The 26,569-nt window shown below is 43.1% G+C and carries 21 protein-coding genes; 3 read left to right on the top strand and 18 right to left on the bottom strand.

The window, feature by feature from the left end:
• Positions 1 to 48: 48 nt before the first annotated feature.
• The 14 genes from ACZ5NG_RS04845 to abc-f all read right to left on the bottom strand — a co-directional run bounded on the left by ACZ5NG_RS04845 (position 49) and on the right by abc-f (position 17,964).
• Entirely contained in the window at positions 49 to 789 is a 741-nt protein-coding gene (locus ACZ5NG_RS04845; protein ID WP_464252864.1) for an SDR family NAD(P)-dependent oxidoreductase, read from the bottom strand.
• Between the two features lie 122 nt (positions 790 to 911).
• Positions 912 to 1,970, bottom strand: a complete 1,059-nt coding sequence (locus tag ACZ5NG_RS04840; RefSeq protein WP_464252863.1) for an NADP-dependent isopropanol dehydrogenase — start codon at positions 1,968 to 1,970, stop codon at positions 912 to 914.
• Between the two features lie 70 nt (positions 1,971 to 2,040).
• Entirely contained in the window at positions 2,041 to 5,448 is a 3,408-nt protein-coding gene (locus ACZ5NG_RS04835) for an NAD(P)-binding protein (RefSeq protein WP_464252862.1), read from the bottom strand.
• Complete coding sequence (nuoF, locus tag ACZ5NG_RS04830; protein ID WP_464252861.1) at positions 5,449 to 7,248, bottom strand: NADH-quinone oxidoreductase subunit NuoF; 1,800 nt, start codon at positions 7,246 to 7,248, stop codon at positions 5,449 to 5,451.
• Positions 7,241 to 7,771: an NADH-quinone oxidoreductase subunit NuoE gene (gene nuoE / locus ACZ5NG_RS04825; protein ID WP_464252860.1), complete on the bottom strand. Its 531-nt coding sequence runs from the start codon at positions 7,769 to 7,771 to the stop codon at positions 7,241 to 7,243. Before nuoE ends, nuoF begins: the two co-directional genes overlap by 8 nt.
• 18 nt (positions 7,772 to 7,789) lie before the next feature.
• Positions 7,790 to 8,074, bottom strand: a complete 285-nt coding sequence (locus ACZ5NG_RS04820) for a hypothetical protein (protein WP_464252859.1) — start codon at positions 8,072 to 8,074, stop codon at positions 7,790 to 7,792.
• Positions 8,075 to 8,362: 288 nt separating this feature from the next.
• The gene (locus ACZ5NG_RS04815; protein WP_464252858.1) at positions 8,363 to 9,001 is read right to left on the bottom strand and encodes a response regulator transcription factor; all 639 of its coding nucleotides are present in this window, start codon (positions 8,999 to 9,001) and stop codon (positions 8,363 to 8,365) included.
• Between the two features lie 6 nt (positions 9,002 to 9,007).
• On the bottom strand, positions 9,008 to 10,996 hold the full coding sequence (locus ACZ5NG_RS04810; protein WP_464252857.1) for a GAF domain-containing sensor histidine kinase: 1,989 nt from the start codon (positions 10,994 to 10,996) through the stop codon (positions 9,008 to 9,010).
• A 21-nt stretch (positions 10,997 to 11,017) separates the two neighbouring features.
• Positions 11,018 to 12,175 carry an iron-containing alcohol dehydrogenase gene (locus tag ACZ5NG_RS04805; protein ID WP_464252856.1) on the bottom strand — a complete coding sequence of 386 codons (1,158 nt, stop codon included), beginning with the start codon at positions 12,173 to 12,175 and terminating at the stop codon, positions 11,018 to 11,020.
• 127 nt (positions 12,176 to 12,302) lie between these two features.
• Entirely contained in the window at positions 12,303 to 13,682 is a 1,380-nt protein-coding gene (lpdA, locus tag ACZ5NG_RS04800) for a dihydrolipoyl dehydrogenase (protein ID WP_464252855.1), read from the bottom strand.
• A 262-nt stretch (positions 13,683 to 13,944) separates the two neighbouring features.
• Entirely contained in the window at positions 13,945 to 14,424 is a 480-nt protein-coding gene (locus tag ACZ5NG_RS04795; RefSeq protein WP_464252854.1) for a spore coat protein, read from the bottom strand.
• Positions 14,425 to 14,575: 151 nt separating this feature from the next.
• Positions 14,576 to 15,547, bottom strand: a complete 972-nt coding sequence (locus ACZ5NG_RS04790) for a sulfite exporter TauE/SafE family protein (RefSeq protein ID WP_464252853.1) — start codon at positions 15,545 to 15,547, stop codon at positions 14,576 to 14,578.
• A 142-nt stretch (positions 15,548 to 15,689) separates the two neighbouring features.
• Positions 15,690 to 16,094 (bottom strand): PaaI family thioesterase, encoded by a 405-nt coding sequence (locus tag ACZ5NG_RS04785; protein WP_464252852.1) that lies wholly within the window; start codon positions 16,092 to 16,094, stop codon positions 15,690 to 15,692.
• A gap of 115 nt (positions 16,095 to 16,209) precedes the next feature.
• The gene (abc-f, locus tag ACZ5NG_RS04780) at positions 16,210 to 17,964 is read right to left on the bottom strand and encodes a ribosomal protection-like ABC-F family protein (RefSeq protein ID WP_464252851.1); all 1,755 of its coding nucleotides are present in this window, start codon (positions 17,962 to 17,964) and stop codon (positions 16,210 to 16,212) included.
• A gap of 439 nt (positions 17,965 to 18,403) precedes the next feature.
• Between abc-f and ACZ5NG_RS04775 the strand changes: the two genes are divergently transcribed.
• Together ACZ5NG_RS04775 and ACZ5NG_RS04770 are read left to right on the top strand one after the other, a co-directional pair.
• On the top strand, positions 18,404 to 19,603 hold the full coding sequence (locus ACZ5NG_RS04775) for an HD-GYP domain-containing protein (RefSeq protein WP_464252850.1): 1,200 nt from the start codon (positions 18,404 to 18,406) through the stop codon (positions 19,601 to 19,603).
• Between the two features lie 108 nt (positions 19,604 to 19,711).
• On the top strand, positions 19,712 to 20,293 hold the full coding sequence (locus tag ACZ5NG_RS04770) for a YjgB family protein (protein ID WP_464252849.1): 582 nt from the start codon (positions 19,712 to 19,714) through the stop codon (positions 20,291 to 20,293).
• Positions 20,294 to 20,364: 71 nt separating this feature from the next.
• Here ACZ5NG_RS04770 and ACZ5NG_RS04765 read toward each other — a convergent pair whose 3' ends face one another.
• The 4 genes from ACZ5NG_RS04765 to ACZ5NG_RS04750 form a co-directional block, all read right to left on the bottom strand.
• On the bottom strand, positions 20,365 to 21,885 hold the full coding sequence (locus tag ACZ5NG_RS04765) for a sigma-E factor regulatory protein RseB domain-containing protein (RefSeq protein ID WP_464252848.1): 1,521 nt from the start codon (positions 21,883 to 21,885) through the stop codon (positions 20,365 to 20,367).
• Positions 21,886 to 21,900: 15 nt separating this feature from the next.
• Positions 21,901 to 22,437 (bottom strand): RNA polymerase sigma factor, encoded by a 537-nt coding sequence (locus tag ACZ5NG_RS04760; protein WP_464252847.1) that lies wholly within the window; start codon positions 22,435 to 22,437, stop codon positions 21,901 to 21,903.
• Positions 22,438 to 22,755: 318 nt separating this feature from the next.
• Positions 22,756 to 23,514, bottom strand: coding sequence for an acyl-CoA dehydratase activase (locus ACZ5NG_RS04755; RefSeq protein WP_464252846.1), 759 nt, complete (start codon positions 23,512 to 23,514; stop codon positions 22,756 to 22,758).
• Between the two features lies 1 nt (position 23,515).
• Positions 23,516 to 24,790, bottom strand: a complete 1,275-nt coding sequence (locus tag ACZ5NG_RS04750) for a double-cubane-cluster-containing anaerobic reductase (RefSeq protein ID WP_464252845.1) — start codon at positions 24,788 to 24,790, stop codon at positions 23,516 to 23,518.
• 217 nt (positions 24,791 to 25,007) lie between these two features.
• Between ACZ5NG_RS04750 and ACZ5NG_RS04745 the strand changes: the two genes are divergently transcribed.
• Positions 25,008 to 26,510, top strand: coding sequence for a potassium/proton antiporter (locus ACZ5NG_RS04745; protein WP_464252844.1), 1,503 nt, complete (start codon positions 25,008 to 25,010; stop codon positions 26,508 to 26,510).
• Positions 26,511 to 26,569 lie beyond the last annotated feature (59 nt).

Raw genomic sequence — 26,569 nt, 5'->3', positions numbered from 1 at the left:
TAGTTAGCTAGATGTATTATTTATAAATGCCGTTTTTAACTGCTTAGCTTAAATATCTATACCACCGTCTACCCTGATAACTTGCCCGTCAATAAACGCTGAATCGTCAGAAGCTAAGAACAAAGCTACTGTAGCGATGTTTTCCGGCTTTCCGTATGTTTTCAGCGGACTGGCTTCAATTAATCCCTTACATGCCTCTATTCCACCAATGCTGTCTACCATAGCAGTATGAATTAAACCGGGTGCGATACCGTTAACACGAATTTCCGGGCCTAATTCCCAAGCCATTGACCTGGTTAAACCCTTAATGGCATGTTTGGAAGATACATATGCGGCAAAACCGTGGTGAGCTCCGTAACCGGCTACGGAACAGGTATTAATTATAACCCCTTTTCCTTTGGCCTTCATAATCGGTGCAACCAATTGGGTTAAATAAAGTGGTGCCGTTACGTTAACTTTAAATACTTTGTCCCATTCATCTAAGGAAATATCTAGGATCGGTGTCACACTTAGCATTCCTGCGTTATTAAACAAAATATCAACTGTTCCATATTCCTCTAATGCTTTATCTACAATTTTTTTACAATCTTCAATTTTAGTGGCATCTACAATTACATAAGTGGCTTCAAAACCTTCCTTTTTAATTTTGTCTACTACCGCTTTCGCTCTTTCCTTATTTCTTCCGGTAACAACAACTTTTGCTCCTTCCCGGGCAAACAGCTCAGCTGTTGCTCTGCCCATTCCTGACGTTGAACCGGTAATAATAGCTACTTTGTCTTTTAATCTCATAATTTAACTCCCCTTTTCTTATTTGTGCATAAATTCATTGTGTACTTATAACATAAGAGGCAGCTTCTGCTACCTCTTATGCCTAATGAAATATGCACTAAATACTTTTCAGTTAGCTAATTTTACTCAACTATTACCACCGGCTTAATTAAATCTTTCTGTTTATCTTTCATCATCAGCAATGCTTTTTCTGCATTTTCAAAACCCTTAAATACATGGGTAACTAGTTTGCTGGGATCCAGACGGTTATATTTAACTAAATCAAGCAGCATTTCCATCCTGCGACGACCGCCGGGGCATAAGCCGCCTTTGATGGTTTTATGAGCCATCCCGCATCCCCATTCAGTGCGCGGAATGGGCAGGAACTCACCCTCACCGTGATAGTTGACGTTAGAAATAGTGCCACCGGGCTTGGTAATTTTAACCGCTTGGGCTACTACACTCGGTTTGCCGCCGGCAATGATTGCTGCATCAACACCTTTTCCTCCTGTGAGGTCAAGAATTTGCTCAACAATATCACCGTCACGATAGTTGACAATGTCTGTAGCCCCGTAAAATTTAGCCGCTTCTACACAAACCGGTCGTGAACCTACGGCAATTAATCTACCGGCGCCGCGCAATTTTGCACCGGCTACAGCCATTAAACCTACCGGGCCAATACCAATAACCGCTACAGTAGCACCATATTGAATGTCCGCATTTTCTGCCCCATGAAAACCGGTAGTTACCATATCGGTAACCATGACAGCCGACTCCAATGGAACTTCCGGCGGCAGTAATGCTAAGTTCATATCGGCATCATTTACGTGGAAATATTCGGCCATGGAACCGTCTTTAAAGTTAGAAAATTTCCAGCCGGCCAGCATACCATTGGAATGCTGATGAAATCCGGCTTGCGCCTCTATGCTCCGCCAGTCCGGAGTAATTGCCGGTACTACTACCTTATCACCCGGCTTGAAATCTTTAACTTCACTGCCTACTTCAACTACTTCACCTACTGCCTCGTGTCCCAGAACCATGTTGGTTCTTTCGCCAATAGCCCCTTCAAATACGGTGTGAATGTCCGATGTGCAGGGGGCTAGGGCCAAGGGGCGGCAAATGGCGTCATATGGCCCGGGAACGGGTTTTTCCTTCTCAATCCAACCTACCTCACCAATTCTTAGCATGGCAAAAGCTTTCATAAAACTAAAGCACCTCCGTAAATTTAAATTTTTTTGGTAGCTTTTCACTGAGCTTTTGCTAAAGTAAGCCTTATTTTATACATGTTTTATAAAGCTGCCGTTGCAGCTCAGCTTCATTTAAAACCGGCATTTCCAACTCTAAAGCCTTGACCAGCTCTGCCAAAACAGTGCAGTTTTCTTTACCGGCAGGCGGCAACAGTCCGGCCTTAAGATATTGGAGCCTACCTTCACAGTTTAGTAAACTGCCGTTGGTTTCAAATAGCGTTGATCCCGGCAAAATTACATCTGCTTGTAAATCCGGCTGCAAATACGGAGTAATTACTATCTTTTTAATGCCTTCCGGCAGTAAATCCGCAGTTAATTCTGCCCCGTCGTTGATTATCAGCAGTGCTTTAATCAAACCGTTACTTATTTTGTCAGTTAATTCGGCCAGATCTTTGGCATCTGTTTTAACGCCTGTTCTCATTAGATACTGCAAGTTACCGTAAGGATATAAAACCATCATCCCCTTGCCGACTTTACCGGTCATAGCGGCTAATTGGCCAATTAAAACTAATTCATCCTCAGAAACAGCCTGACCGTCAACAACGATTACCGGGCTGTCAGCCTGCATATATAATTGCATGAACTCTGTAATTTGTTCTGTTTTCAGCCATGACTGATTGATTATCCACTTAGTATCGGCATTAAAAGCAGCGCTTTCAGCAGCTAAGCCGTATTCCAGCACATGTTTAATCAAAGCCTCCAGAAAACCGATCATATATTGAGGTTGAACTTCTAACATATAATCGGCATGACGGCTTAAGCTGTATTTTTCCGGAGTAATAACCATAAGCTTAGTGCCCATTGCTACCGCTTTTCTGATTTTATAATCAACAATTGGGTAATTGTCGCTGATTTTACTGCCAAACACCAGCACCAAATCACTGGATTCAATGTCACTGAGCGCAGGTATTGCCTCTTTATTAATGATTTCAGCGGCAATACTGCCCGTTGATACAAAGTCGGTGCTGTAAAGTTCATTTGTCCCCAGTGCCATCCGGGCAACTTTGGCAGCATAATAGATTTCTTCATTGGTCAACTTTGGCGAAAGGGCAACGGCAACGCTGTCTAACCCTTCGGCATCTCTAACTGTTTTTAAAATTTCTGCCGCAGCATTGATACCTTCAGACCAGTCCACTGCCTGCAGTTTGCCGTCCTTTCTAACTAACGGCCACTGCAATCTCTCTAAATTATCCGGCTGCTTATATAGGAATGTACCCTTTGCACACAGATAACCGTCATTAACATCGTTTCCTTTAACAGGTGAAGTTATCTTGACTACCTGATTGCCGGCAACATGCAGATTTAATTTACAGCCGATGTTGCACTGGTTACAAACAGAGTTCACTTGTTTTGTCTTCCAAGGACCGGGTTTAGACAGTGCACCGGCAAAGTTTAATGCCCCGGTTGGACAGACTGCTACGCACATGCCACAAGTATTGCACTTGGTTTCCGTTAACGGTTTCTTTAACTCCGGAAGCACCACGGTGTCTGAACCGCGGTTAACAAAACCTAATGCTCCAATGCCCACAACTTCTTGACAGAAGCGCACGCAATTGCCGCATAAGACACACTTGTTGGGATCTCTGATAATATCGGGATGATCTTTAAAGATTACGTGACGTTTTTCAGCATATCCCAGCCGCTCTGCATTTACATCAAGTTCTGTAGCATATTCCCGCAGACGGCAATCAAATACATCTAAGCAACCGCAAGATAGGCAGCGGGCTGCCTCTTTTTGGGCCATTTCCGGGGTGAATCCCAGCTCAAATTCATCAAAATTATTTTTACGTTTGCTTGGTTCTATTTCAGGCATAATAACGCGATCGGCTTTTTCTATGTCGGCAAAATCGTTAGGATCAAGTTCTTTCCAAGAACCTCTGGTAACATTAAAATATTTTTTCTCACCTTTAACCGGTTGCCCACTTAAATATTGATTTATGGCCACGGCTGCTTTGCGTCCGGCACCGACGGCTTCTACTACCGTTTTCGGTCCGGTTACACAATCGCCGGCAGCAAACAACCACGGTATATTTGTTTGCAGAGTTGTTTTATCTGCCACAATTAATCCCCGATCCGTTAACGCAACTTCTTCACTGCCTACAAAACTTGACCGGTCTACTCTTTGGCCAATGGCCGAAATGACCATATCTGTCTCTATTTCAAACTCAGAACCTTCAATCGGAATCGGCCTGCGGCGACCGGAAGCGTCCGGTTCACCCAGTTGCATTTTAATGCATTTGACAGCCTTTACTTTGCCATCTGCTTCCACAAAACCAACCGGTGCGGTAAGCATTTCAAATTTAACGCCTTCTTCTAAGGCCTGGGTTACTTCAATTGGATTGGCAGGCATTTGCTCCCGTGAGCGACGGTAAACAACGCTAACTTCTTTTGCCCCCAACCTAACTGATGTTCTGGCAGCGTCCATAGCCACGTTGCCACCGCCGATAACTACCACTTTTTCGCCAATTTCAACCTGCTTACCGAGGGCTATATCCCCAAGAAATTCAATTCCGGAATAAATACCTTCTAAGTCCTCTCCCGGTACACGCAGCGTGGAAATAGCCCAAGCTCCGATGCCCACGAATACGGCATCAAAACCCATCCTTCTTAATTGGCTGATGGTGAAATCACGGCCTAAAGCCTGATTGCAGAACACGTTTTGGCAAAGATCGGTTATTACTTTAATTTCCTGATCTAATATTGCCTTCGGCAAGCGATACTCAGGAATTCCATAACGCATCATGCCGCCTAAATCCGGAGCGGCTTCAAAAATTGTCACTTGATGGCCTTCTAAAGCCAGGTAGTAGGCTGCCGTTAACCCGGCCGGGCCACCGCCAACCACTGCCACCCGTTTACCGGTATCCGGCTTAACCGGCGGCACATAGGGTTTTCCGTCTACTTGGCCGTAATCACCGGCAAAACGTTTCAAGGCACAGATTGATATCGGCTGATCAACGATATTGCGCCGGCACTCTGCCTCACAAAAACTGGGACATACTCTGCCCACAGAGGAGGGAAACGGCATTTTTTCTCTAATTAATTTTGCCGCTTCTTGATACTCACCATTGGCAATATGAGCCACAAAGCCCTGGATATCAACTCCCGCCGGGCAGGCCAATTGACAAGGGCCAACACAATCACCGTTATGCTCACTAAGCAAGAATTCCAAGCCTAAACGGCGGACACCGATAATTTTTTCGGTATTGGTCCACACGATCATTCCTTCTTGCACTTTGGCTCCACAGGCTTGAACCAATCCACGGGCACCTTCAATCTCTACTAAACACTGACGGCAAGCACCGAAGGGTTTTAATCGGGGATCATGGCAAAATGAGGGGATTTCAAATCCGTTATCCCTGGCCACTTCAATTAAAATGCTGTTTTCTTCGGCATAAATCTCTTTTCCGTCAATATAAATTTTCACTTTAGCCATCTAGTTTAACCCCCCTTCTCCGGTAACTACTTCAATTGCCTTAAACTTACATATGCTCATGCACAATCCGCAGCGGGCGCATTTCTCTTGATCAATGGTATGTGGCTGTTTCTTTTCACCGCTGATAGCACCGGTGGGACATTCTCTACTACACAGTCCACAGCCCTTACAAGCGTCGGCCGTTATTTTATAACTAATTAGCGACTTGCACACTTTAGCGGGACAAATTTTATCATTGATATGCGCTTCATATTCATGACGGAAGTATTTAATCGTGGTTAAAACCGGATTGGGAACGGTTTTGCCCAAACCGCACAATGCCCCGGCTGCAATCTTATGCCCTAATTCTTCTAATAAGTCTATATCTTCAGGCTTACCTTCACCTCTGGTAATGCGGTTGAGGATTTTTAACATCTGCTTGGTACCTACACGGCAAAAAGTGCATTTACCGCAGGATTCAGATTTGGTAAAACTTAAGAAGAATTTAGCCACATCCACCATGCAAACCGAATCGTCCATAATTAACAAACCGCCGGAACCCATAATGGCCCCAATTTTTGCTAACGATTCATAATCGACCGGGGTATCCCCCAATTCGGCCGGAATACAACCTCCGGACGGTCCGCCGGTTTGTACCGCTTTAAATTTTCCTCCCGATGCCAGTCCGCCACCAATGCCATAAACAATTTCATTGATGGTAATACCCATCGGAACCTCAATTAAGCCGCCGTAAGCAATTCCTCCCGCCAGGGCAAACACTTTTGTGCCCTTACTTTTTTCAGTGCCGTATTGGTTAAAGGAATCTGCACCGTTTAAGATAATCCAAGCCACGTTGGCAAATGTTTCTACGTTGTTGATTGAGGTTGGCTTACCCCACACGCCTGACTGCGCAGGAAACGGCGGACGAATGCGCGGCATTCCTCTTTTACCTTCAACGGAAGCAATTAGTGCTGTTTCTTCACCGCAAACAAAGGCACCGGCACCTTCTCTAATCGTTAATTTAAAGTTAAAGTCAGTACCTAAAATGTTTTTACCGAGATACCCTCTTTCTTCAGCTTGGGCAATGGCAATTTTCAAGCGTTTAATGGCCAACGGATATTCAGCACGGGCATAAATGTAACCGGTTTCAGCCCCCATAGCATATCCGGCAATCAGCATGCCTTCTATAACGCTATGCGGATTGCTTTCCAATATACTGCGATCCATAAAAGCTCCCGGGTCACCTTCGTCAGCATTGCAAATGACATATTTTTCATTACCGGCTGCTTTCCTGGCAAAGGACCATTTAGTACCGGTAGGAAAACCGGCACCTCCCCTGCCTCTTAACCCTGATCTGCTGATTTCGTCAATAACTTCTTCCGGCGTCATGGTCTGCAATGCTTTTTCAAGGGCTTTATAACCGCCCACTTCCAAATAACTGTCTATACTCTCGGGATTAATCACACCGCAATTTTTCAAGATAATTCTTTGTTGCTTATCAATAAAGTCAGAATACGGGGTTTTTACTTTATTGCTGTACACAACCCAATCTAAAATCGGTTTGCCGTTTTTAATATGTTCCTCGATAATTTGTTCAACTTGTTCCGGCTTAACCTTTCCGTACACATAGCGATCGCCTTCGGGAGAAGAAATTTCTACTAAAGGCTCGTTAAAGCACATACCCATGCAGCCAGTGAAAGTAAGCGATACCGGCAATTCCTCTAACGCGGTTTGAAAGGCGTCATACACCTCTTGCGCTCCGGCAGCAATACCGCAGCTGGCTAAGCCAACTTTCACGACCGTTGTTTCGGTTTTAAGCATCGGCATCACATCCTTTCCCCTTAGCAGGGGTACTTTGCTCTTTTGATGGGCATTTACTGCCCTTTCTTGCCTCTTTAACCAGTTTCTTTACTTTTTCCGGGCTCATGCGGGCGTGGGTGGTTCCGTTTAAAGTTATAACCGGACCATGACTACAACAGCCTAAACAAGCCACGTGTTCTAATGTAAACTTGCCGTCAGCACTGGTGCCCCCCGGTTGAACACCGGCTTCATTGATCACTGCCTCAGAAATTTGTTCCGCACCGGCTAAGTGACAGGCAGTACCGTGACACACTTGAATGATATTTTCTCCTAACGGTTCCAACCTAAATTGGGCATAAAAAGTGGCGATACCAAAAAGATCACTTGCCGGAGTTCCGGTAACCTGGGAAATATAATCAATTATTTCCGGACTTACGTAGCCAAAAGTAGCTTGCACTTTTTGTAAAATCATCATTGCAGCGCCTCTGTCTGAGGCAAAACTATCAATTATTTGATCAAGGGCTGCTTTATCAACATCTTTCATACTCTCACCCCTTTACTCTTATCCACATCCAACGGTAATTTTCTTTGAAGTACGGTGCCGTTCAAAGAGACTGACTATTCTTAATATTTGCAACTCTTTAACCCATGACTGGGCGGCAATTTTACGAGACACTGTTTGTACGTCAATCGGGGCTTCGATCATAATTACCAAGTCATAAATACCATCAACGGGATCGACAAAATCTACTTCCGGCATATCTTCTAAATCCCGCAGTATTTGTACAAACTGCTCCCTGCCAACATCCTCCGCCACTGTAACCATCAGGTACGCTCTTGCCCCCATCTATCTCCCCCCCATCTCTCAGCATGTATATTACTAAAATCAATAATTCACACAATTCCTCGACTAAATTTTTTTAATTTTATAATAATTATTTCACTTCTGTTAATTTCTGTCACCATGAAGGTCGGTAGTTTTTTCATTGCTAGAAAAGGTTGTTATTATACACAATCCATTAACCAAAACGGATAGCATCTAATGATTTTTCGGTTACTATATTTTTCAGGTAGGTAATACTTAATAACCAATAAAAAAACCGGGAATTTTATCTTAAATTCCCGGAGGTATCTGTTAGATTATGCCTTCTTGGATCAGCTTAGCAACCATAGCGATCCGGTTATGGACTTCTAGCTTGCGCATAATGTTCTGTATATGAAATTTTATGGTGTTTTCACTGAGGTATAGCTGTTCCGCAATTTCCCTGTTGGTTAGTCCTTCCGCTACCAACTTGGCTATAATTAGTTGCTGTTCGGTTAGTACAGGTAAACTTTTTGGGTTGTTAGCCTGTCTTAATTTATTAACGATACAGGCAGCAACTTGAGAATCCATCACCGTCTCTCCTCTGGCTACCGCACGAATAGCTTTTTTTAACTCGGATATTTCCACATTCTTGATTAAAAAACCCTTGGCACCGGCCATCATTGCCTGTACTATCGAATCTTCTTGCTCGGCATGAGCCGTTAGTATAATTATTTTTAAATGGGGATTATGTTTTGTCAGTCTGCGGCAAATGTCAATACCGCTGGCATCCGGCATGCGTTCATCCAGTAAAATGACATCCGGCGCGCTATTTTTAATTTGTTTTAACAATTCTTTACCGTTGGCAGCTTCTCCGACTATTTTAAAATCAGGTTCGTTTTGTAAAGTTAAGCGCAGTCCCTCCCGCACTATTTCATGGTCGTCAACAATAATTATTGAAATGTAATTCATTGCAAATCAACCCCCTATTGGGATTTCCGCCAAAACTTCAGTACCTCCGGTATCTAAGCCGTTAATTTCCAGTTTGCCGTTAACATATTGGGCACGCTGCATCATACTTTTAAGTCCAAACTTATTTTTATCTTGATTTAAACTATCCATAACGGATTCACTAATGCCCACTCCGTTGTCTCTAATTGCTATTTTTAAAATTTCTTCTTCGTACGACAATACAATGTCAATTACGGTAGCAGAAGCATGTCTTAACGCATTAACCAACCCTTCTTGCACAATGCGATAAGCAATATTGCGGGTAACTACCGGCAAAGTAGGTATTGTGCCCACTGCCTGTACATTAATCCGCACCGAACCGGCTTGGTTTAAATCATCAACCAAACTTTTAATGCTGTCATACAAACTAACTGACGTCTCCGTTGAGCTAAATTCCGTAACTACCTTGCGTATTTCTTTTACCGCTTTACTGACTAATTGATTTAGATCTTTTAATTTTTCGTAAACCGGGGAATCCACGGGAAGTTTTTCAAAACACCATTCTAAATGTAATCCTATGGCAAATAATATCTGCAGCACATTATCATGCAAGTCACTGGCGATTCGGTTTCTTTCTTGGGTAATGATTTGTTTTTCCCGGGTGCTAAAGAGTATATTATACATGTTTTTTAACTCTAAGTTCTTCTTTTCCAGCTGTTCCTTTTGCGCACAGGCCAGCTGATAATGTGCTTCCGCCTGTTCTTTCAATTGTATGGTTTCTTGAAACAGCTTGGCGTTTTCTAAAACTATTGCCGTTTGATTGGCTAACACCTGTAAATTGTATTGGCAAAAACTGCCGGCGCAATAATCTTTAAAAAACAGCACAAATAAACCTAACACTTTTTCTCTGGTAATCATGGGGAAGATAACCATTTGCTTAAAACTGTAGCGCTCGGTTAAGAAAGACAATTCTGAAACTTTTTTCAGGTTTATTTCTCTCGCTCCGTAAGGGCAAAAATTCTTTTCACTAGTTATTTCATGGAGCCGGGTGAAAAAGTAGTTATCAAGCCATTCTTTTTCCGGAATCTCATCAGGCACATGCAAACTCACTGTCGGTTTGACACCTGCCAGAATTATTCCGTAATCCGCATCGGTAATTTTTAACAGTGCCTCTCCGCTGGCTTGCAAAATGGGTTCTACCCCTTTATTCAACATTGCTAAATTGTCGGAAGTGATTTTTAGAGAAAACAGTGCGGTTTTTAAACGAAAACTCTCTTGTTTTAACTTTTCCACTAATGTACGGTTTTCAATTGCTACCGCTACCGGGTTGGCTATACCCACACAAAGTTCAATTTCTTCCGGCGTAAAATTGCTACCGGTACGGCGATTGATTGCTAACACCCCAATGATATTGCCGCGAGAAACAAGGGGAACTATTAAAAAATTGCCGCTGTCGATTTTAAACTGAACGGGCTTTTTGTTTTTTATCAATTCCGACCAGCGAGCAGCGCTTTCATTACTCAGTTTGCTCAGGCATTCATCTCCTAAATCGCCGGCTACATAAGGTTGAAAAGAAATCTTGCTGTCTTTTTTTAACTCAAGCAGATAACACTTTACTGAGCCCATCAATTTTGAAACCAAGCGGTTGGTTTCTTGCAAAATTTGTTCAAACGGAAGAATATTGCTCACGGCACGCGTAACCTCAAGAATGGCCAAGGTTTGGTCCGCTTTCTTTTTTAACAATTCATATAAATTGGCGACTTCCCTTTGTGATTTAGTAAGGTATAGGTTGCATTTTTGCATCTCGGCAATGCTTTTTTTCAAAGCACTGTAATGGGTTTTACCGGAGCTTTTAACTCCGCTCAGCCTTTCCAAAGCAGCGGTTTTAGTAATCAAAGCGGTTGGGTAGTAACAGTAATTGCTTTTGGCTGATTGCCCGGCAGCGTATAGGTCAATTGGCTGAGTTCTTCTTAAAACGGTCCGCTTTTTGTTCGTGGCTTTAAGTCTGCAGGCCATTTAATCACCTTCTTACGCAAATTAAATTGCACGTCGAAGTATTTCACAAATTTCATCTACACCCGCATCCCTAGGATTACTAATTAAACTGTTATCACGAGCTGCGTTTTCACTTAAAATTCGCAGGCTTGCGTCGGTAAGCTTGCATCCCGCCTTTGACAGATTATTTACTATTCCCAGCTCACCGGCTAATATTCGCACCGCTTCTATTGCACTCTTTGCCGCTTCATGGGTGCTTTTATTTTTAATCGGTTGCCCCATTGCTTTTGCAATTTCGGCAAATTTTTCAGTACAGGCCGGTAAATTGTATTCCATTACATAAGGAAGCAAGATGGCGTTCACCATACCGTGGGGTAAATTAAACATCCCTCCAACCTGGTGAGCAAGAGCATGAACCGCGCCAATCAAGGCATTGGAGGCGGCTATAGCCGCCAGTAAACTGGCTTTAGCCATGGCATCTTTGGCTTCCAGATTGGTTTTGCTGGCATAAGATTTGCCCAAATATGCTGATATCAGGCGAATGGCCGCAAGTGCATAGGAATCGGTAAGAAAGTTTGCTGCTATGGAAACATATGCTTCTATGGCATGAGCCAGGGCATCCATACCGGTATAAGCAGTAAGCTGTGGGTCTTTAGTGGTTAAAATTAATGGGTCAGTAATAGAAATATCCGGAACTAAAGATCTGCTCATTAAAAGCATTTTTACCTTACGGCTGGAATCTACCACCACGGCAAATTGAGTAACATCAGCGCCGGAACCGGCAGTGCTGGGAACCATAATCATGGGGGGCAGGGGGTTGGTTATCTTGTCTATGCCTTCGTAATCATGAATAGTACCTTCATGAGTGGCCATTACCGCCACGGCTTTGGCAACATCCATCGAGCTGCCTCCGCCAACAGCGATAATGGCATCACATTTAGATTCCAGGTAGCTTTTGGTAGCTTGCTCCACTTCATAGTCTTTGGGATTGGGAGTCAAATCATGCCAGATTTCATATTTAACGCCGGCTTCTTTTAAATAAGGGAGCACTGCGTCAACCCACCCGGCTGCCATGATACCCGGATCAGTCACTAAAAAAACCTTTTCCGCCCCTACTCGCAGAGCGCAATTGCCCACCTGTTCAATTGAGCCGCGTCCAAATATAATTTCCGGAATTCTAAATTCCCGGATAAAATCCATTGTTATGACCCTTCTCTCTAATGACATAATTATTTAAATATTCTATAAAGTGTAATTAATTCCTCTATTTTCAAAATTATTTATATGTTACCAGCTCTTTAACTGCTTAAAACTATTCTGCAGCGGTCTAACCATGGATGCTTAACTTGTGTACGTTCTCGCAGGCCTCCATTATGGCTTCGGCCAGCGTGGGATGCGCATGTATGGTAGCGGCCAGCTCTTTAACAGTAAGACCGTTATTTACCGCCAAAGTAGCCTCGGCAATTAAATCTGAAGCATGAGGGCCAATGATATGTACGCCTAAAACTTCATCAGTTTCCGCATGGGCTATAATTTTAACAAAACCTTCCGCTTCTCCCATACTAAGTGCCTTCCCATTAGCCATAAAGTTAAATTTACCGGTTTTCACCGGAATACCCAGCTTTTTTACCTGCTTTTCGGTTACACCCACTGAGGCAATTTCCGGATCAGTGAAAATACAACTTGGCACCGCCTTATAATCCATTTTAGCCTCCTTACCCATTATATTTTCCGCAGCAACAATACCTTGGGCGGAAGCGACATGAGCCAATTGATACTTCATCACCACATCGCCGATAGCATAAATACCGTCAATGTTGGTTTTCATTTGCTCATTTACTAAAATCTCGCCCTTATCACCAAAGGCAATACCAATCTCTTCCAAGCCCAAATTCTGCGTATTAAGAGTACGGCCGATGGAAATCAGTGCTTTTTCAGCCGTGAGCAATTCGCCGCTTTCCAACTCCGCTTGCACGCCACCGGCAACTTCTGCCACCTTCTTAATAACGGCATTGGTTTTAACGCTGTATTTTTTCTTTTTAAAGATGGTCTGCATCCGGCGGGAAATTTCTTTATCTTGGTTGGGCAGAATGCTTGGTGCCGCTTCCAGCATCGTAATCTCCGTACCCAGACTGCCATAAATATGGGCAAATTCACAGCCAATTACACCGGCACCGATAATCAGCATGCTCTTGGGAATTTCGCTTAAATTTAATGCTTCTTCACTGGTGATCACGGTAGTACCGTTATAGCCCAGCCCTTTAATTAAAGCCGGGCGTGAGCCGGTAGCAATGACAATATTGGCACATTGTAATTCAAGCCTGTTTCCGTTGTTCTCTACTACTTCCACTACGCCGGGAGCTTTAATTTTGGCGGTGCCGCTAATAAGCTCAACCTTATTTTTTTTAAATAAATAATTAATGCCGCTGACTAACTTTTCTACAACTGCCTCTTTTCTGGCTTGTACTTTATCAAAGTTAACCTTAGGACTGCTCACTTCAATGCCGAAAGCGGCAGCATCTTCTACTGCCTTTAATTTCTCCACTGCGGCAATCAATGCTTTTGTAGGAATACAACCTCTGTTTAAACAGGTGCCGCCCAGTTTTTCTTTTTCAACTACCGCTACTTTTCCCCCCAATTGAGCTATTCTAATTGCGGCGACATAGCCACCAGGTCCTCCACCGATAACTACTGCATTATAAGTCATATTTCAGCCTCCTATAAGTTGGTTATGGTATATTGTGGTAGAAAATATATTTCTATAATAACATTTACGGCAGTAATTTGCCTTGAGTTTTTATAATTTGATAAATTTTTATACATTGCCGGGGGCCGTTCCTTATATTACCTGCCTAACTGTCTGCTGATAACCGGCTACTAACACAAAAGGGGCCGGCATAGAAACCGGCCCTTATAAAAAAGCTGAAACACTTAATTTTTGCGTAAACCCCTTTAAATTTTAAAAAGTATTACTGCATATTATACATGCCTTGACTCTGCAGGTAGTTGGTAATAGCCTCTCCGTGCTGCTGCTCTTCTTTTTGAATGTGGTTTAACACTTGGCGAACATTGCTATTGGTTGTTTCAAAAATTGTCTGATCATATGTACCGGAAATGTATCTTTCAGTAATAAGCATATCGTTGCACAGGTCAATATCATTTTGACTGGCTTTGCCCGGAGCTGCATTTTGAGCGTTATTGATATATTGGTTTTGTTGGTTACCACTTTGACTCTGACCTTGCTGTAGATTAGGAACCTGACCGCTCAATAACTGATTTACGGTATCTAAATGCTGCTGCTCTTGTTGAGCGAGCGTGTTAAATAACTGTTTGAGCTGTGGATCTTGCGCCTGTTGCGCATAGGCTTGATACTTTTGTATGCAAAGCTCTTCGTGTCTTTTTTGATCTTGTAACAACATATATTCTTTTTGCGATAAGTTTAAAGTCATCGGCAATCCCTCCTTAAAAATGTTACAAATTATTATCTAACTTATTTTAGTTTTTATGCACTATTAAGGAAGGATTGATATAGCATTAGGCAATGCAAATGCATTAATAAAAAAATCCAAGAGCATAAACGCCCTTGGACTGTTTTTGTTTTTAGCTTAAGAAAAACTGTCCGATATAACTTAGTGCCAGGAACAAAATCAACGCCACCAAAATGATTTTAATGATTCTATCCGGCAAAAATTTTTGTACATAAGCTCCGATATAGGTACCTAATAAGCCGCCGACTCCAAAAAGCACACCTAACGCCCAGTCCGGGGCAACAGCCTGATTTGCGGCAAATGACGAAACGGCAAGTATATGGTAGTAAATCACGCCGACGATAGAGGTAATAAAAGTACCCGCCAGTGATGCCCCGGCTACGGTATAAATTGGCAAGCCCAATATAGCCACACAAAACGGTGAGATAATAGCACCGCCCCCAATGCCGTAAATACCGCCAATTATACCTACCACCAGTGCCAAGGTAAAAATAGTCATGGTGCCAAAGGAATAGGTTTCACCCCAAAATTCATACTCAACTTTTTTCAAGGAAACACTTTTGGTTTTCACCACCGCCTCCGGCGGCAAACCGGCATTTAAACGACTGATGTTCTGCTCCTTTAACTTAGCCACCTGCTCGGCAAATTTCTCATTCATTGCTTTATTGCGTTCTTTAAGTTGCTTATTCCAACCCATTATTTCGGATAATAAGCGATAGCCTAAATAGAGTAATACCAAACCGACAAACAGTTTAAATGATTTAGGATCGGGCAGGTATTTAATTCTGATTATGGCGCCGAGAAATACACCGGGCAGCGTACCAATCACCACCGCCAATGTCAACGGCCAAGCCATGCGCCCCTCTTTAATGTAACGGTATAAACCACCAGGAATAGCTACAATGTTGTAAATCAAGTTAGTGGGGCTGACTGCCGGGCTGGTAAAGTTTAAAACACTGACCTGAAAAGGCAGCAGCAGAAAAGCTCCTGATACCCCGGCAGATGCAGTTAAAGATGAAATTATCAATGCCAAAAGCGGCGGTATTAGCGGAAAAACCTCTACTCCCGAAACCGGAAAATACACCACAATTCCCCCTTTACTCACAGGCACAAAAATTACCGTTATGCGACAAGGTGCTTAAAGAAAAGTCTACTTCGCCAAACCTCGGGTGTGGGTAAAAATTACCTCATTTTTTGGCAATGCCGATAAGGACAGATGCTTCATTTTAAGCAAATGAAAGTGAAGTCTTTTTGCGATAGCCGGTAAACTGCAGCTGGGCAATTAGCTCTTTATGTTCATTATAAACATTGACATGATAGTTAGTAAGTTTATTAGAAGATGAAACTTCTTTTGCTTCGGCAATTAGCTTTTTTCCCTTGGATTCTTTAAAATACGATATATGGGCATTAATTCCGACCGTTACTTGGCCTGCGGCATTTGACGCTGCGGCAAAAGCAAAATCGCCTAAAGTAAAGATTACCCCGCCTTGAATCATGTTTAATGCATTCATATGAATTTCTGTAACATCTATTTCCGTTACCGCCCACCCGGGCTCAGCTTTAACCAGTTTGATGCCATTATGGGCAGCAAACCGATCATTTTTAAAGTATTCCAGTATTTGCTCGTTCATGACGCTCCCTCACTTTTTCTTTAATGTTCGCCACTTTGTGAAATTTTCCTCTAAGTTTTTATTTAAAATAAAAAAAAATTGGCGTGACATCCGGTTATGACGGAAGTATGGGTTCTCATTTCTGCTTATTTAATTTTTCTTTTTTCTGTCTAAGCTGTTCGGCAATCGTCAAAAACCTTGCATTTAACTTTTCTTTCTCCTCTTCCTCTAACTCTTCATTCAGCTTACCGCTTAAAAAGGCCAGTTCACATTCCAGCTTTCTTATGCTGTTTGTCAAGCTGCGGTATTCATTACCCAGCTCTTTTCTTTTTTGCTGTTCACTGTATTTTGATAAATAATAACGGTAATTGCCCTCATAACAATGTAATTTTTGATCTGCAATGACAAAAATCCGATTGGCCAAGCGGTCAATTAAGTATCGGTCGTGGGAAACAAACAGAATGCTTCCTTTATACTCTTCCAGTGTATCTTCAATTCTTTCCTTTGATACAATATCCATATAGTTGGTTGGTTCATCCAGCACAAGCAAATTGGCACCCGATAAAATCAGCTTGGCGAAAGCAACTCTGCCTTTTTCCCCCATGCTTAGATCGGCAATTTTTTTGTAAACATCATCCCCGCGGAAAAGCAAACATGCTAATAAAAGTCTCGCTTCTGCTGCAGTGGTCTCAACAGTCAATACATCTTCTAAAACAGTGGCCTGCTGATTTAAATTTTCCAGCTGTTGAGCAAAATAGCCAATTTTTACAGAGGGATTAATGTTAATCGTTCCCCTGTAGTTTTTCTCCAATTGGCAAATTGTTTTTAATAAAGTAGTCTTGCCGGCACCGTTTGGCCCAATCAGGGCAATCCTATCGCCGCGCCTAATATTAAATGAAACATCTTTAAACACTAGCTTTTCGCCAAAAGATTTGGTTAAGTTCTTTCCCTGAACCAAAAATTGTGGCAGTTTTTTACCTAATATATTTTTATTGATTACTTCAAAAGCGGGGGAAAGCGGCTTTTTAGGTTTATCTATCTTCACCTTTTCAATTTTTTCCAGTTCCTTTTGCTTCGCCTTGAGCACCCTAGCATGTTTTTTAGCTCTAGAGCGATAATAATCATTTTTTCCGGCACCTTTATGGGCCCTTCGATACCAGTTGGCCCTTTCGTTAATCTCTGCTTTCAGTTGCTGAATCTTGGCTTGCTGCTTATTGTATTCTTTGGTCATATTGGCCAGTTCAATTTCTTTTTGCTTTTTATATGCAGAATAATTGCCCTCATATACTTTTAAACCCTGTTCCGTTAATTCCCAAATTTTATTGACAACCTGATCAAGAAAATAGCGGTCGTGGGAGATTACTAGCAGCGGTTTTTTAAGGCTTTGGGCAAATTGTTCCACCCAATGGCTGCTTTCTATATCAAGGTGGTTGGTGGGTTCATCAAGAATCAATAAATCAAAATCCCTCACCAACGCCCGGCAGAGTGATAATTTTGTCCTTTCTCCACCGCTTAAGTTTTGTGCCTGCTGCCCCCATTTTTCTTCTTTTAAACCCACTTGATTGAGAGCCTTCTTCACTGTTGTTGTTACATCCTGCCGACTTTTTTCCTCTTGCCATGCAATCCGGTAAACTTCATCAAAAACCGACATGCAGGCAGCAAATTTCGGATACTGCTCAATATATAAAATGCGGGCATCAGCAGGGCTATACTCAATTTCACCGCTATCCATTGCTTTGCGACCGGCTAAAATTTCCGCCAGTGTGCTTTTACCGATGCCGTTTACTCCCACCAAACCGATTTTATCTTTACCGTTAATTGCCCCGCTAATATTGGCAAGAACGGTTTTGCCGCCATAGCTTTTATACAGTCCATGAAAGTACAAATTCATTGTATCATCTCCTTGAATTGATTGAGATGACAGCAAAAAACAAAAATGCAGCAAACACTCAAGCGTGCCGCTGCAGTAAGCATACTAATTTAAGGCTATAACTTTTTGTTATAGCTTTTATTAATAATTTGTATAAGGCTTGATGTGTTTTTTAACTATCATCTCGTAAAAAAGCGCACTACTCCCTGGGAGCGATGTACGCTGTTTAAAAGTATTTAATTAGATTAGTTAAAAAACACTTGCCTCATTTTGCACCTCATTGAAATTTTAATTCATTTTAATGCCTATATTATAATATCTGCCTGTGCGAATGACAAGCTAAACCCCATCTGTATAAAAAACTAAGCGGTTTAGTTCACAATCTTTTTAAAAGGAAAAATATAGCCAACTAGCGAATAAGCAAAAAAATGTCCCTACAAAGGAGAAAGGGCTGATAGTTTTGTCAGTTTTGGTAATTGATTTTTATAAGCTTTTAATCTCTCTATCCATGGCTTTAGATTTCAACAGGCAGGGTATCCTGCGTCATCATGTGCGGGTAGCGTTAATGGCCATGCAAATTGCCCGTCAGCTGGACATGAGTGCGGAAGAAAGGGAACAATTAGTTTGCGCGGCATTAATCCATGATCTGGGGGTCAGCACCTTTAATGAAAAAAGTAAATTAGCTGAGTTTGAAGTAAAAAACACCTTTGATCACTGCCGGCGCGGCTATCAGTTGGCTGAGTCTTCACCGCTTTTAAAGCCGCAGGCGGAAATTATCTTATGCCATCACGACCGTTGGATTGGAGGAAATAGTACCGGCTTAAGGGGTAGCAGTATTCCCCTAGCTGCCAGAATTATTCATCTCGCCGATCGGGTTGACGTGTTAATTAATGAAAATACCCATATTTTACAGCAGCGCAAGCACATTATCGGGCAGATAAAACCTCTGTCAGGTGTAGTGTTTGACCCCACGCTGGTGGATGTGCTGCTAAAACTGTCAGAAAGAGAAAGCTTTTGGTTAGACATAGTAAACAACCGCGTAGATTTGATTTTGAAAGCTAATATAGATGTGGCGCCAAGAAATGTTTATATTGAAGATTTATTAAGTATCAGCGAGGTGTTTGCCCGGGTAATAGATGCCAAAAGCAGTTTTACCCATCGGCATTCCCGACTGGTAGCCGCTGTTAGCGGCAGGCTGGCGAAGCTGGCCGGTTTTACCGATGAGCAATGTCGGGCAATGCGGGTGGCCGGTTTGCTGCACGATTTGGGTAAAATGGCCATACCGGAAGAAATTTTAGAAAAACCCGGTCGGCTGACAGCTGAAGAATACAACATTATTAAAGGGCATACTTACTACACTTATCAAATTTTAGATATGTTAGACGGATTTGAAACCATTAAATGCTGGGCCGCTTATCATCATGAAAAGCCTAACGGTCAGGGCTATCCGTTTAAAATAGACGCCTCCGGCTTAGATGCCGGCAGCCGCTTGCTGGCAGTAAGCGATGTTTTTGCCGCACTGGTAGAAAACCGCCCCTACCGACATAGCCTGCCCCGCCACAAAGTAGAACAAATACTGGTGGAAATGGCCAAACAAAATGAGTTAGACAGAACTTGGGTGGAGTTATTGTTGGAACATTACCATGAAATTCGCATATAATCTATAATTTTTTAACAATCAGCGCAACCTTTTCCCCTGCTAACAAGTCATATAGATGAAACTGTTTTATGGGGAGGTGGAAGTATTTTTAAAAAACTGCTCGTTTTAATGCTTTGTTTAATTTTAACCGTAGCTGTGGGGTGTGCAGCAGAAAAACAAACTGAGCGGAACACAAATAAAGAACCAATTGAAACAACTGACAAACAGCAAAATGATGAACTGGCAGACTTGGTATGGCAAATTTTTCAAAAGGCCCGGCAAGGAAAGATTATTAATTGTGAATTTCCTGTAGAAACGACGGTAATAGATACCGTAAAAAAAGAATGGGGCAACCCCACCCATGAAAATTACATTGCAGCAGCTAAAGGCACATATGCTACTTACACCAAACAAAAAGTCACTTTTGGCTATAACAAGGGTTCGCAAATTTTCGATGTAAGATGTCAAGATAATATTCTTCAACAAGTTACCATGTCTAAGGTAAAAGAAGTTTTAGGACCGCCGGACAACACTCATCACTATACTACCGAAGATATGCTGGTTTACCAAGTTAATGAAAAATACCAGCTGCTGTTTATTTTTCCGAAAGTCGCCGAACAAAACTCCGAACCGGTACTAAGCCATTATAATGTTTTTTACCCCAGAGGTACCGTCAACTCAATGGCCGGTGACCCGGGGATTAAATATTAGTACTGCAAGTTAAACAAACCCGGGGGACGGTACAGCCCCCCGGGTTTGTTGTTTAGGTGCATTTTATGTTATCAGCGCCGATCATAACCGACAACTGTCCAAATGCCGGATTCATCCTGACGTAGCAGTCGCTTGAGATAAACCCGCTCTACCGGACCGTCAGCCACCTCTACTACCGCCTCTAAGCCATTGTTAGATGTAAGTTTAAAGGCTGACATGGGAATTGTTGGCTCACCGACAATTCCTTCCGGAGTAACCTGCAAGTTGACAAAAGTAAGTGCCACCTGCATGGGATCCAACTGCCAAGGGCTGCTGCCGGCATCTACCTGCTGCTGATTGGCTTTCTCCACCGCCATGTCTACTTCAACTTTTACCTCTGCTTTATCTGCCAAACTAATGCTGCCGTCGGGAAGCTTAAGATCGGCGGTAATCTGCCGGGCTAATTCCACTCGCTGCCGTCCTTCAACCTGAATTTCCAGGCCATCCTGTCGCCAGCGCAGCTGTTCCCACAACACTTCCAGCGGACCGCCGGCTGCGGAACCTAAGGCGGCATTGGCTGCCGGCTGAAAATCGCCTTGCGGGACTGTTTCTACAATGGTAGTGTCGCCGTAATCCAGCACTATTTTATCTTCAAAGGCAATGATCCGATTGGGAGCCTCTTGGGGAAGGAGCGGTGTAAACCCACTGATGGCCGCCGCCTCCTCGATGCCGGCCACCAGCTGGCCGGGATCTTTTTCCACTACCGTATACCCTTTAGGCGGTTGAAAAGCAAAGATTTTAGGATCAATGTTAATATTGGGTTCAAATTTCACAAAAGTATAAGTAGTCTGCAAAGCTTTTTGCATTGCCGTTTGCAATTGAATGGGCAGATTGGTTTCAGTGTCTATCCATAAATAATACTTTAGCCCCCCCGGTGGCGATATTTCCAGTTTTACTGCCTCGCGCCCGGCAATCTTCTCTGTTCCCACAACCTTATGGGGATATTGCTTAGCTCGTTTAGCTTCGTCCCGCAAATCAAATACCTCGCCAGTGGGGTCGGGTGCTACCGGCAGCAAAGCTACTTCATTGCTTTGCGGACGAATCTGCCATTTTTGCTCCCCGTTATTAACGGTTACCGTGCCGTCGTCCTGCCGCACCGCATACTTATCTCCTTCTACCCAAAACTCTACGCGAGATACCATCCACTCTTCACCGGCCGCATTTTGCGAGCGCGTTTCCATCGTTCCGTGATAACTTGTTAATTGGGCAACTGCCTTTTCCATGGCGTAAACCACGTCATGGTTAAATATGCCCGGCCAACTGATCAACAGGGCAAACAAAAATATCCCTGCTACCAGTGCCACAGCCGGCAAAAACATACGTTTTTTGGGTTTGTTTTTTGGCAGTTTATCAGCTACCTTTTGCGCCAGCCGTTGCGGAAAATTATGTTCAGGCATGGCAGGTTCTCTTAAAGTGCGTACCTTGCGAACAGTTGAAAAAAGCTTTGCCAATTCCGGGTCGTCGGTGGTTCTCAATATTTTTTCCGGATCCTTTTCCTCGTTTAAGGCATCGATATAATCCGAAATCATTTTTTCTTTTTGGGAATTGTTCATTATTTTTATCCCTCCCTACTGCTCGTAGCTGTCTAAAATGCGGGCTAAAGCCTGCAAGGCGCGGTATTGAGCAGTGCGTACCGCCCCTTCGGTTTTTCCCGTCATTTTTGCCGTTTCCGCTACCGAGTAACCTTTAATAATTCTCAATTCCAAAACCGTACGTTGATTAGAATTTAACTCTGCCAGCGCCTTTTCCAGCTGCAGGCGCAGGGCAATTTCATCCTGGCTATCCATTACCGCTGTTTTTTCCGTATAAATTTCAGCAATGTTTACCGCAGTACCGCGGCGCTTTTTCTGCCGCCAGCAGTCGCGCACCAGGTTTAGGGCAACGGTTTTCATAAAACTGAAGAAATTGTCCGGTTGAGTTTTATGTTTCTGCAGGTAAGTCAAGGTTTTTACATAGGTTTCTTGAGTAATATCTTCAGCCTCCTCCCGGTTTTGCACTTTTAAATAAATAAATCGATACAAAGGTTCCCAGGTGGCTGAACAGACCTGTTCAATTGATTTTAAGTCACCTTTTTTGGCTTCTTCCAGTTGTTCAACAAAATTCACAATGTTTACACCTACTTTCTTCCGGCCGGTTATTTCACTATTAATAACGATTAAAACTAACAGCTTGTTACAGGAAAAAACGTTGGCATGTTAAATTATCTGCACAAAATTATTTATTAAACAACAAAAGCGCCGCTAAGCCCTAAAACAAGCCGGCGACGCTCTTTTCCGCTACCCTTGCAACAACCGCTTCTTGCATTCCCTGTCAACTGTCCGCTGACCAACTGACTGACTGTGTACTGAACAAATGCCCAACTGATATAAAAAATATAAAAAAGCTGAAGCACTACAGTTTGTTGTGCTTCAGCACTACATGCATTATCGTTGGGCCGCAATGGCGGCACCCAAGGCGCCGGTAAACTGCGGATAGGGTGGCACGTCAATTTCAGTTTGCAGTTCTTTTGCCAACATTTCACGAAGCTGACGGCTTTGAGCAACACCGCCGGTAAAAGTAACTCTGGCAGGTATCTGCATTGTGCCGGCCATAGCGGCAATACGCTTGGCAATTGATTTAAACAATCCGGCCACAATTCTTTCTTTGGCCGCCCCGGCAGCCAGTAAGCTAATTACTTCTGACTCGGCAAATACGGTGCACATACTGCTCAAGTTAATCGGTTCCGCTGCCGGCAGTTCATCCAACTCAGCCAATTCTAAACCCAAACCGTTTACCGTTACCTGTAAAAAGCGTCCGGTACCGGCGGCACATTTGTCATTCATCACAAAGTTCAGCACTTTGCCCCTTTTGTTTACCAGCATTACTTTGCTGTCCTGGCCGCCGATATCAATAACCATACTGTTTTCGGGATAATAGTAATTAGCGCCCAATGCATGACAGGTAATTTCAGTGACTGCTTGATCGATAAAATTCAAAGCTACGCGGCCGTAACCGGTGCCGACAATCTTTTTAACTTCACTTGCTTTAACATTGGCTTTTGCCAGCGCTTGCTGCAGGACATCTTTGCCGGCCCGGCCGGGACTCCAGCCGGTAGGTATCATCGCCTGACTTAAAATTTGCCTTCCCTTTAACAACACAGCCTTGGCAGCTGTGGAACCTACATCTACTCCGGCTGTAATCATGTTAACCTTTAATCATCTCCAAGAAGGCTTCTACACGGGTTTGAATTTGGCCGGTATCTTCGTCACTGTAGTCACTTTCAATACGCAGTACCGGAATTCCCGCTTCCCGCAGCGCCTTTTCAGCGGCATAGTACTCAATACCGTAAGTCTGGCAGAACTGCAGGGAATAATATATTACCCCGTCAGCTTGATATTCCTTTACTAAACGTAAGATATCGTCAATGCGACCGCTATTGGGAGTATAGCAAGCACAGTTAATATTTAAAGCCCGTTGGCTTATTGCCTCTAACTGTTCCGATAATGATGTGGGTGTTTCATCGACCAAAGTTTCAAAGTAGCGGGTACCAGTACATGATTCTTCACACACCACCACCCCACCGCATTTTTCAATAATGTTGTGCATTTTCCAGCTGGGCAGCGGCATCGGTGTTCCGGTAATCAAAATGCGCGGTGCATCCTTTTGCGCCACCCCTTCACCTTGAGCAACCATTGCTTCTAATTCATCACAAAGGGCATTGGTTTTTTCAGCAAAGCGGACCGGATCATCAAAGAAGGCCAGCTGAGTAATCAGCATGGCATCGCGGCCGCTGATTGGCACCGGCTTGTTTTTGCGGGTGTTGTATAATCTTTGCAGTGCCCGGCGGCGGTCGTTGGCCACTTTAACCGCGGCACTAAGCTTTTCCGGTGTAATCTCCACCCCGGATTCAGCCTCCATTTTTTCTTTGAACTTATAAATTTCCTTAAGCCACAACTGCCTGTCCGCTTCATCCTTTTTCTGGGGCAATTCCATCACATAAGTAGGATGGTACTCATTTAAAATTTCCCAAGCCTTCTTTTTGCCGTCACAAGTGGTTTCCCCAACCACAAAGTCGGCCACTTCAAAATAAGGGCACAAGCCGCCTAACTTAAAGCCCAAAGATGACTTAATCAGCGGGCATAAAGAACGGGGCAGTACCTTTTCGCCAATGGGCACGGAATACTGCGCACCGCCACAAAGGCCGATGCAGGCCCCGCCGGTGGCCAGTACCAGCTCTTCCGGCACAAACACGCAGAAAGTGGCAACCACTTTTTTATGTTCATCTTTTAAATCCACCAGTTCTTTCACTCTTAAGCCGTGAACTTCCGCCATGACGGAGTCAAAATAAGCCATCCCGGCCGGCCGTTTTTTTTGACTGAGAAAAATATCTCCATACAGTTCAGGAACGGCAGACAAAAACTCATCGTGTTTTTCTAAATCTAAGCCTAAATCTTCCCACATTTTTCTAATATCAGACAACTAACTTCACTCCTCGATGACTTTGATAGTAAAAACGTTCTATACAAAGCCATAAACATCCTGTTATAATGTATATGAAATGATGTTATGTTAAGGTGAAGAATCATTGAATATGCTAGTTTGTTAATAATTATGAACTGAAGCAAAAAACAACCGAATATTATTTGCCAATTTGCCATATTTAGTTTAAACTTCATTATAGCATTGGGGGAATTATATGAGTGCATTGTTGGTAGCAGGTGTACTATTACTGATATGTGTCCTTTCCAGCAAAATTTTGTACCGCTTTGGCATACCCACGCTGATTGTTTTTCTGGCTATTGGTATGCTGATGGGCTCGGAAGGGCCGGGAGGAATTTATTTTGATAATTCCGAACTGGCAAAGGAAATATGTAATTTAGCACTTTTATTTATTTTGTTTTCGGGCGGTTTCAGCACTAACTGGAAAACTGCCAAACCAGTAGCCCTTCAAGCCGGAATTTTAGCAACACTTGGTGTTGCTTTAACCGCACTGTTAATTGGTTTTTTTGCTCATTTCGCGCTTGGCCTTACTCTTCTTGAAGGAATGCTGCTTGGCTCAATCGTCTCCTCAACTGACGCCGCGTCAGTATTCTCTATTCTACGTTCAAATAAACTTAATCTTAAGAATAACTTAGCACCGCTGCTGGAAATGGAGAGCGGCTCAAACGACCCGATGGCCTACATGTTAACAATCGCTTTCTTAGGTATGCTCACTGCCGGCAGCGAACAAAATTTTCTTCTGCTTTTGCTCATCCAGTTTATAATTGGGGCAGCAGCCGGTATTGCAGTAGCTAAAACTGCTGTCTGGCTGATCAACCGCATTAAGCTTGATATTGAAGGTCTTTATTCCATTCTGGTAATTAGTGCTGCTTTGATAGCATATGCCAGTGCTGACTTACTATCAGGCAACGGCTTTTTAGCTGTCTACATTGCCGGTCTGCTTATGGGTAACACTAAACTGACACATAAAGTAAGCTTAGTACGTTACTTTGACGGTTTATCCTGGCTGATGCAAATTCTTCTCTTCTTTACTCTCGGATTACTGGTGTTCCCTTCTCATTTGCTGGATGTAGCATTAACCGGTATAGGTACCGCCGCATTTATCATTTTTATTGCCCGGCCGGTGGCAATGTTTTGCATTCTCACTTTCTTTAAACGACCGGTAAAAGATCAGTTGCTGGTTTCCTGGGCGGGGTTCCGCGGTGCTGCTTCCATTGTTTTTGCTATCTATCCTTTAACAGCCGGGATAGCAGTAGCCGAACAAATATTCAACACTATATTCTTTGTCGCTTTAGTGTCAGTGATAGTACAAGGAACCTTTTTTATGCCTATTGCTAAAAAACTTAACTTGGTCAGTACTGAAGAAACCGTATTAAAAACTTTTACCGATTACTCGGGAGAAATTCATGCTAAGCTGTTAGATATTAAAGTTAACCCAGGAAGTATAATGGCAGATAAAACAATTATGGATCTGGATATTCCATCCGATGTATTAATCGTGATGATTAAACGAGGTAATAAGATAATTACCCCTCGCGGGTCAACGGTAATTAAATCCGGTGATACCCTTATGCTGGCGGGAGAGAAAAAAGCTCTTTTAAAATTGGCGGCCCAAAGTAAAAGACGCAAAAAAGAATTACAACAAAAAGAAGCCAAGGGTAAACAGCATGCAGCCTTAGCTGCTAAAAATGAACAGTAAAATTAATTAACCAACAGTCTTATCACCAACGGATATAAAAGGCTGAAGCACCATAAGCT

It is taken from the genome of Desulfovectis peckii, from assembly GCF_055391705.1.
This window is presented reverse-complemented; position numbering and strand designations above follow the sequence as displayed.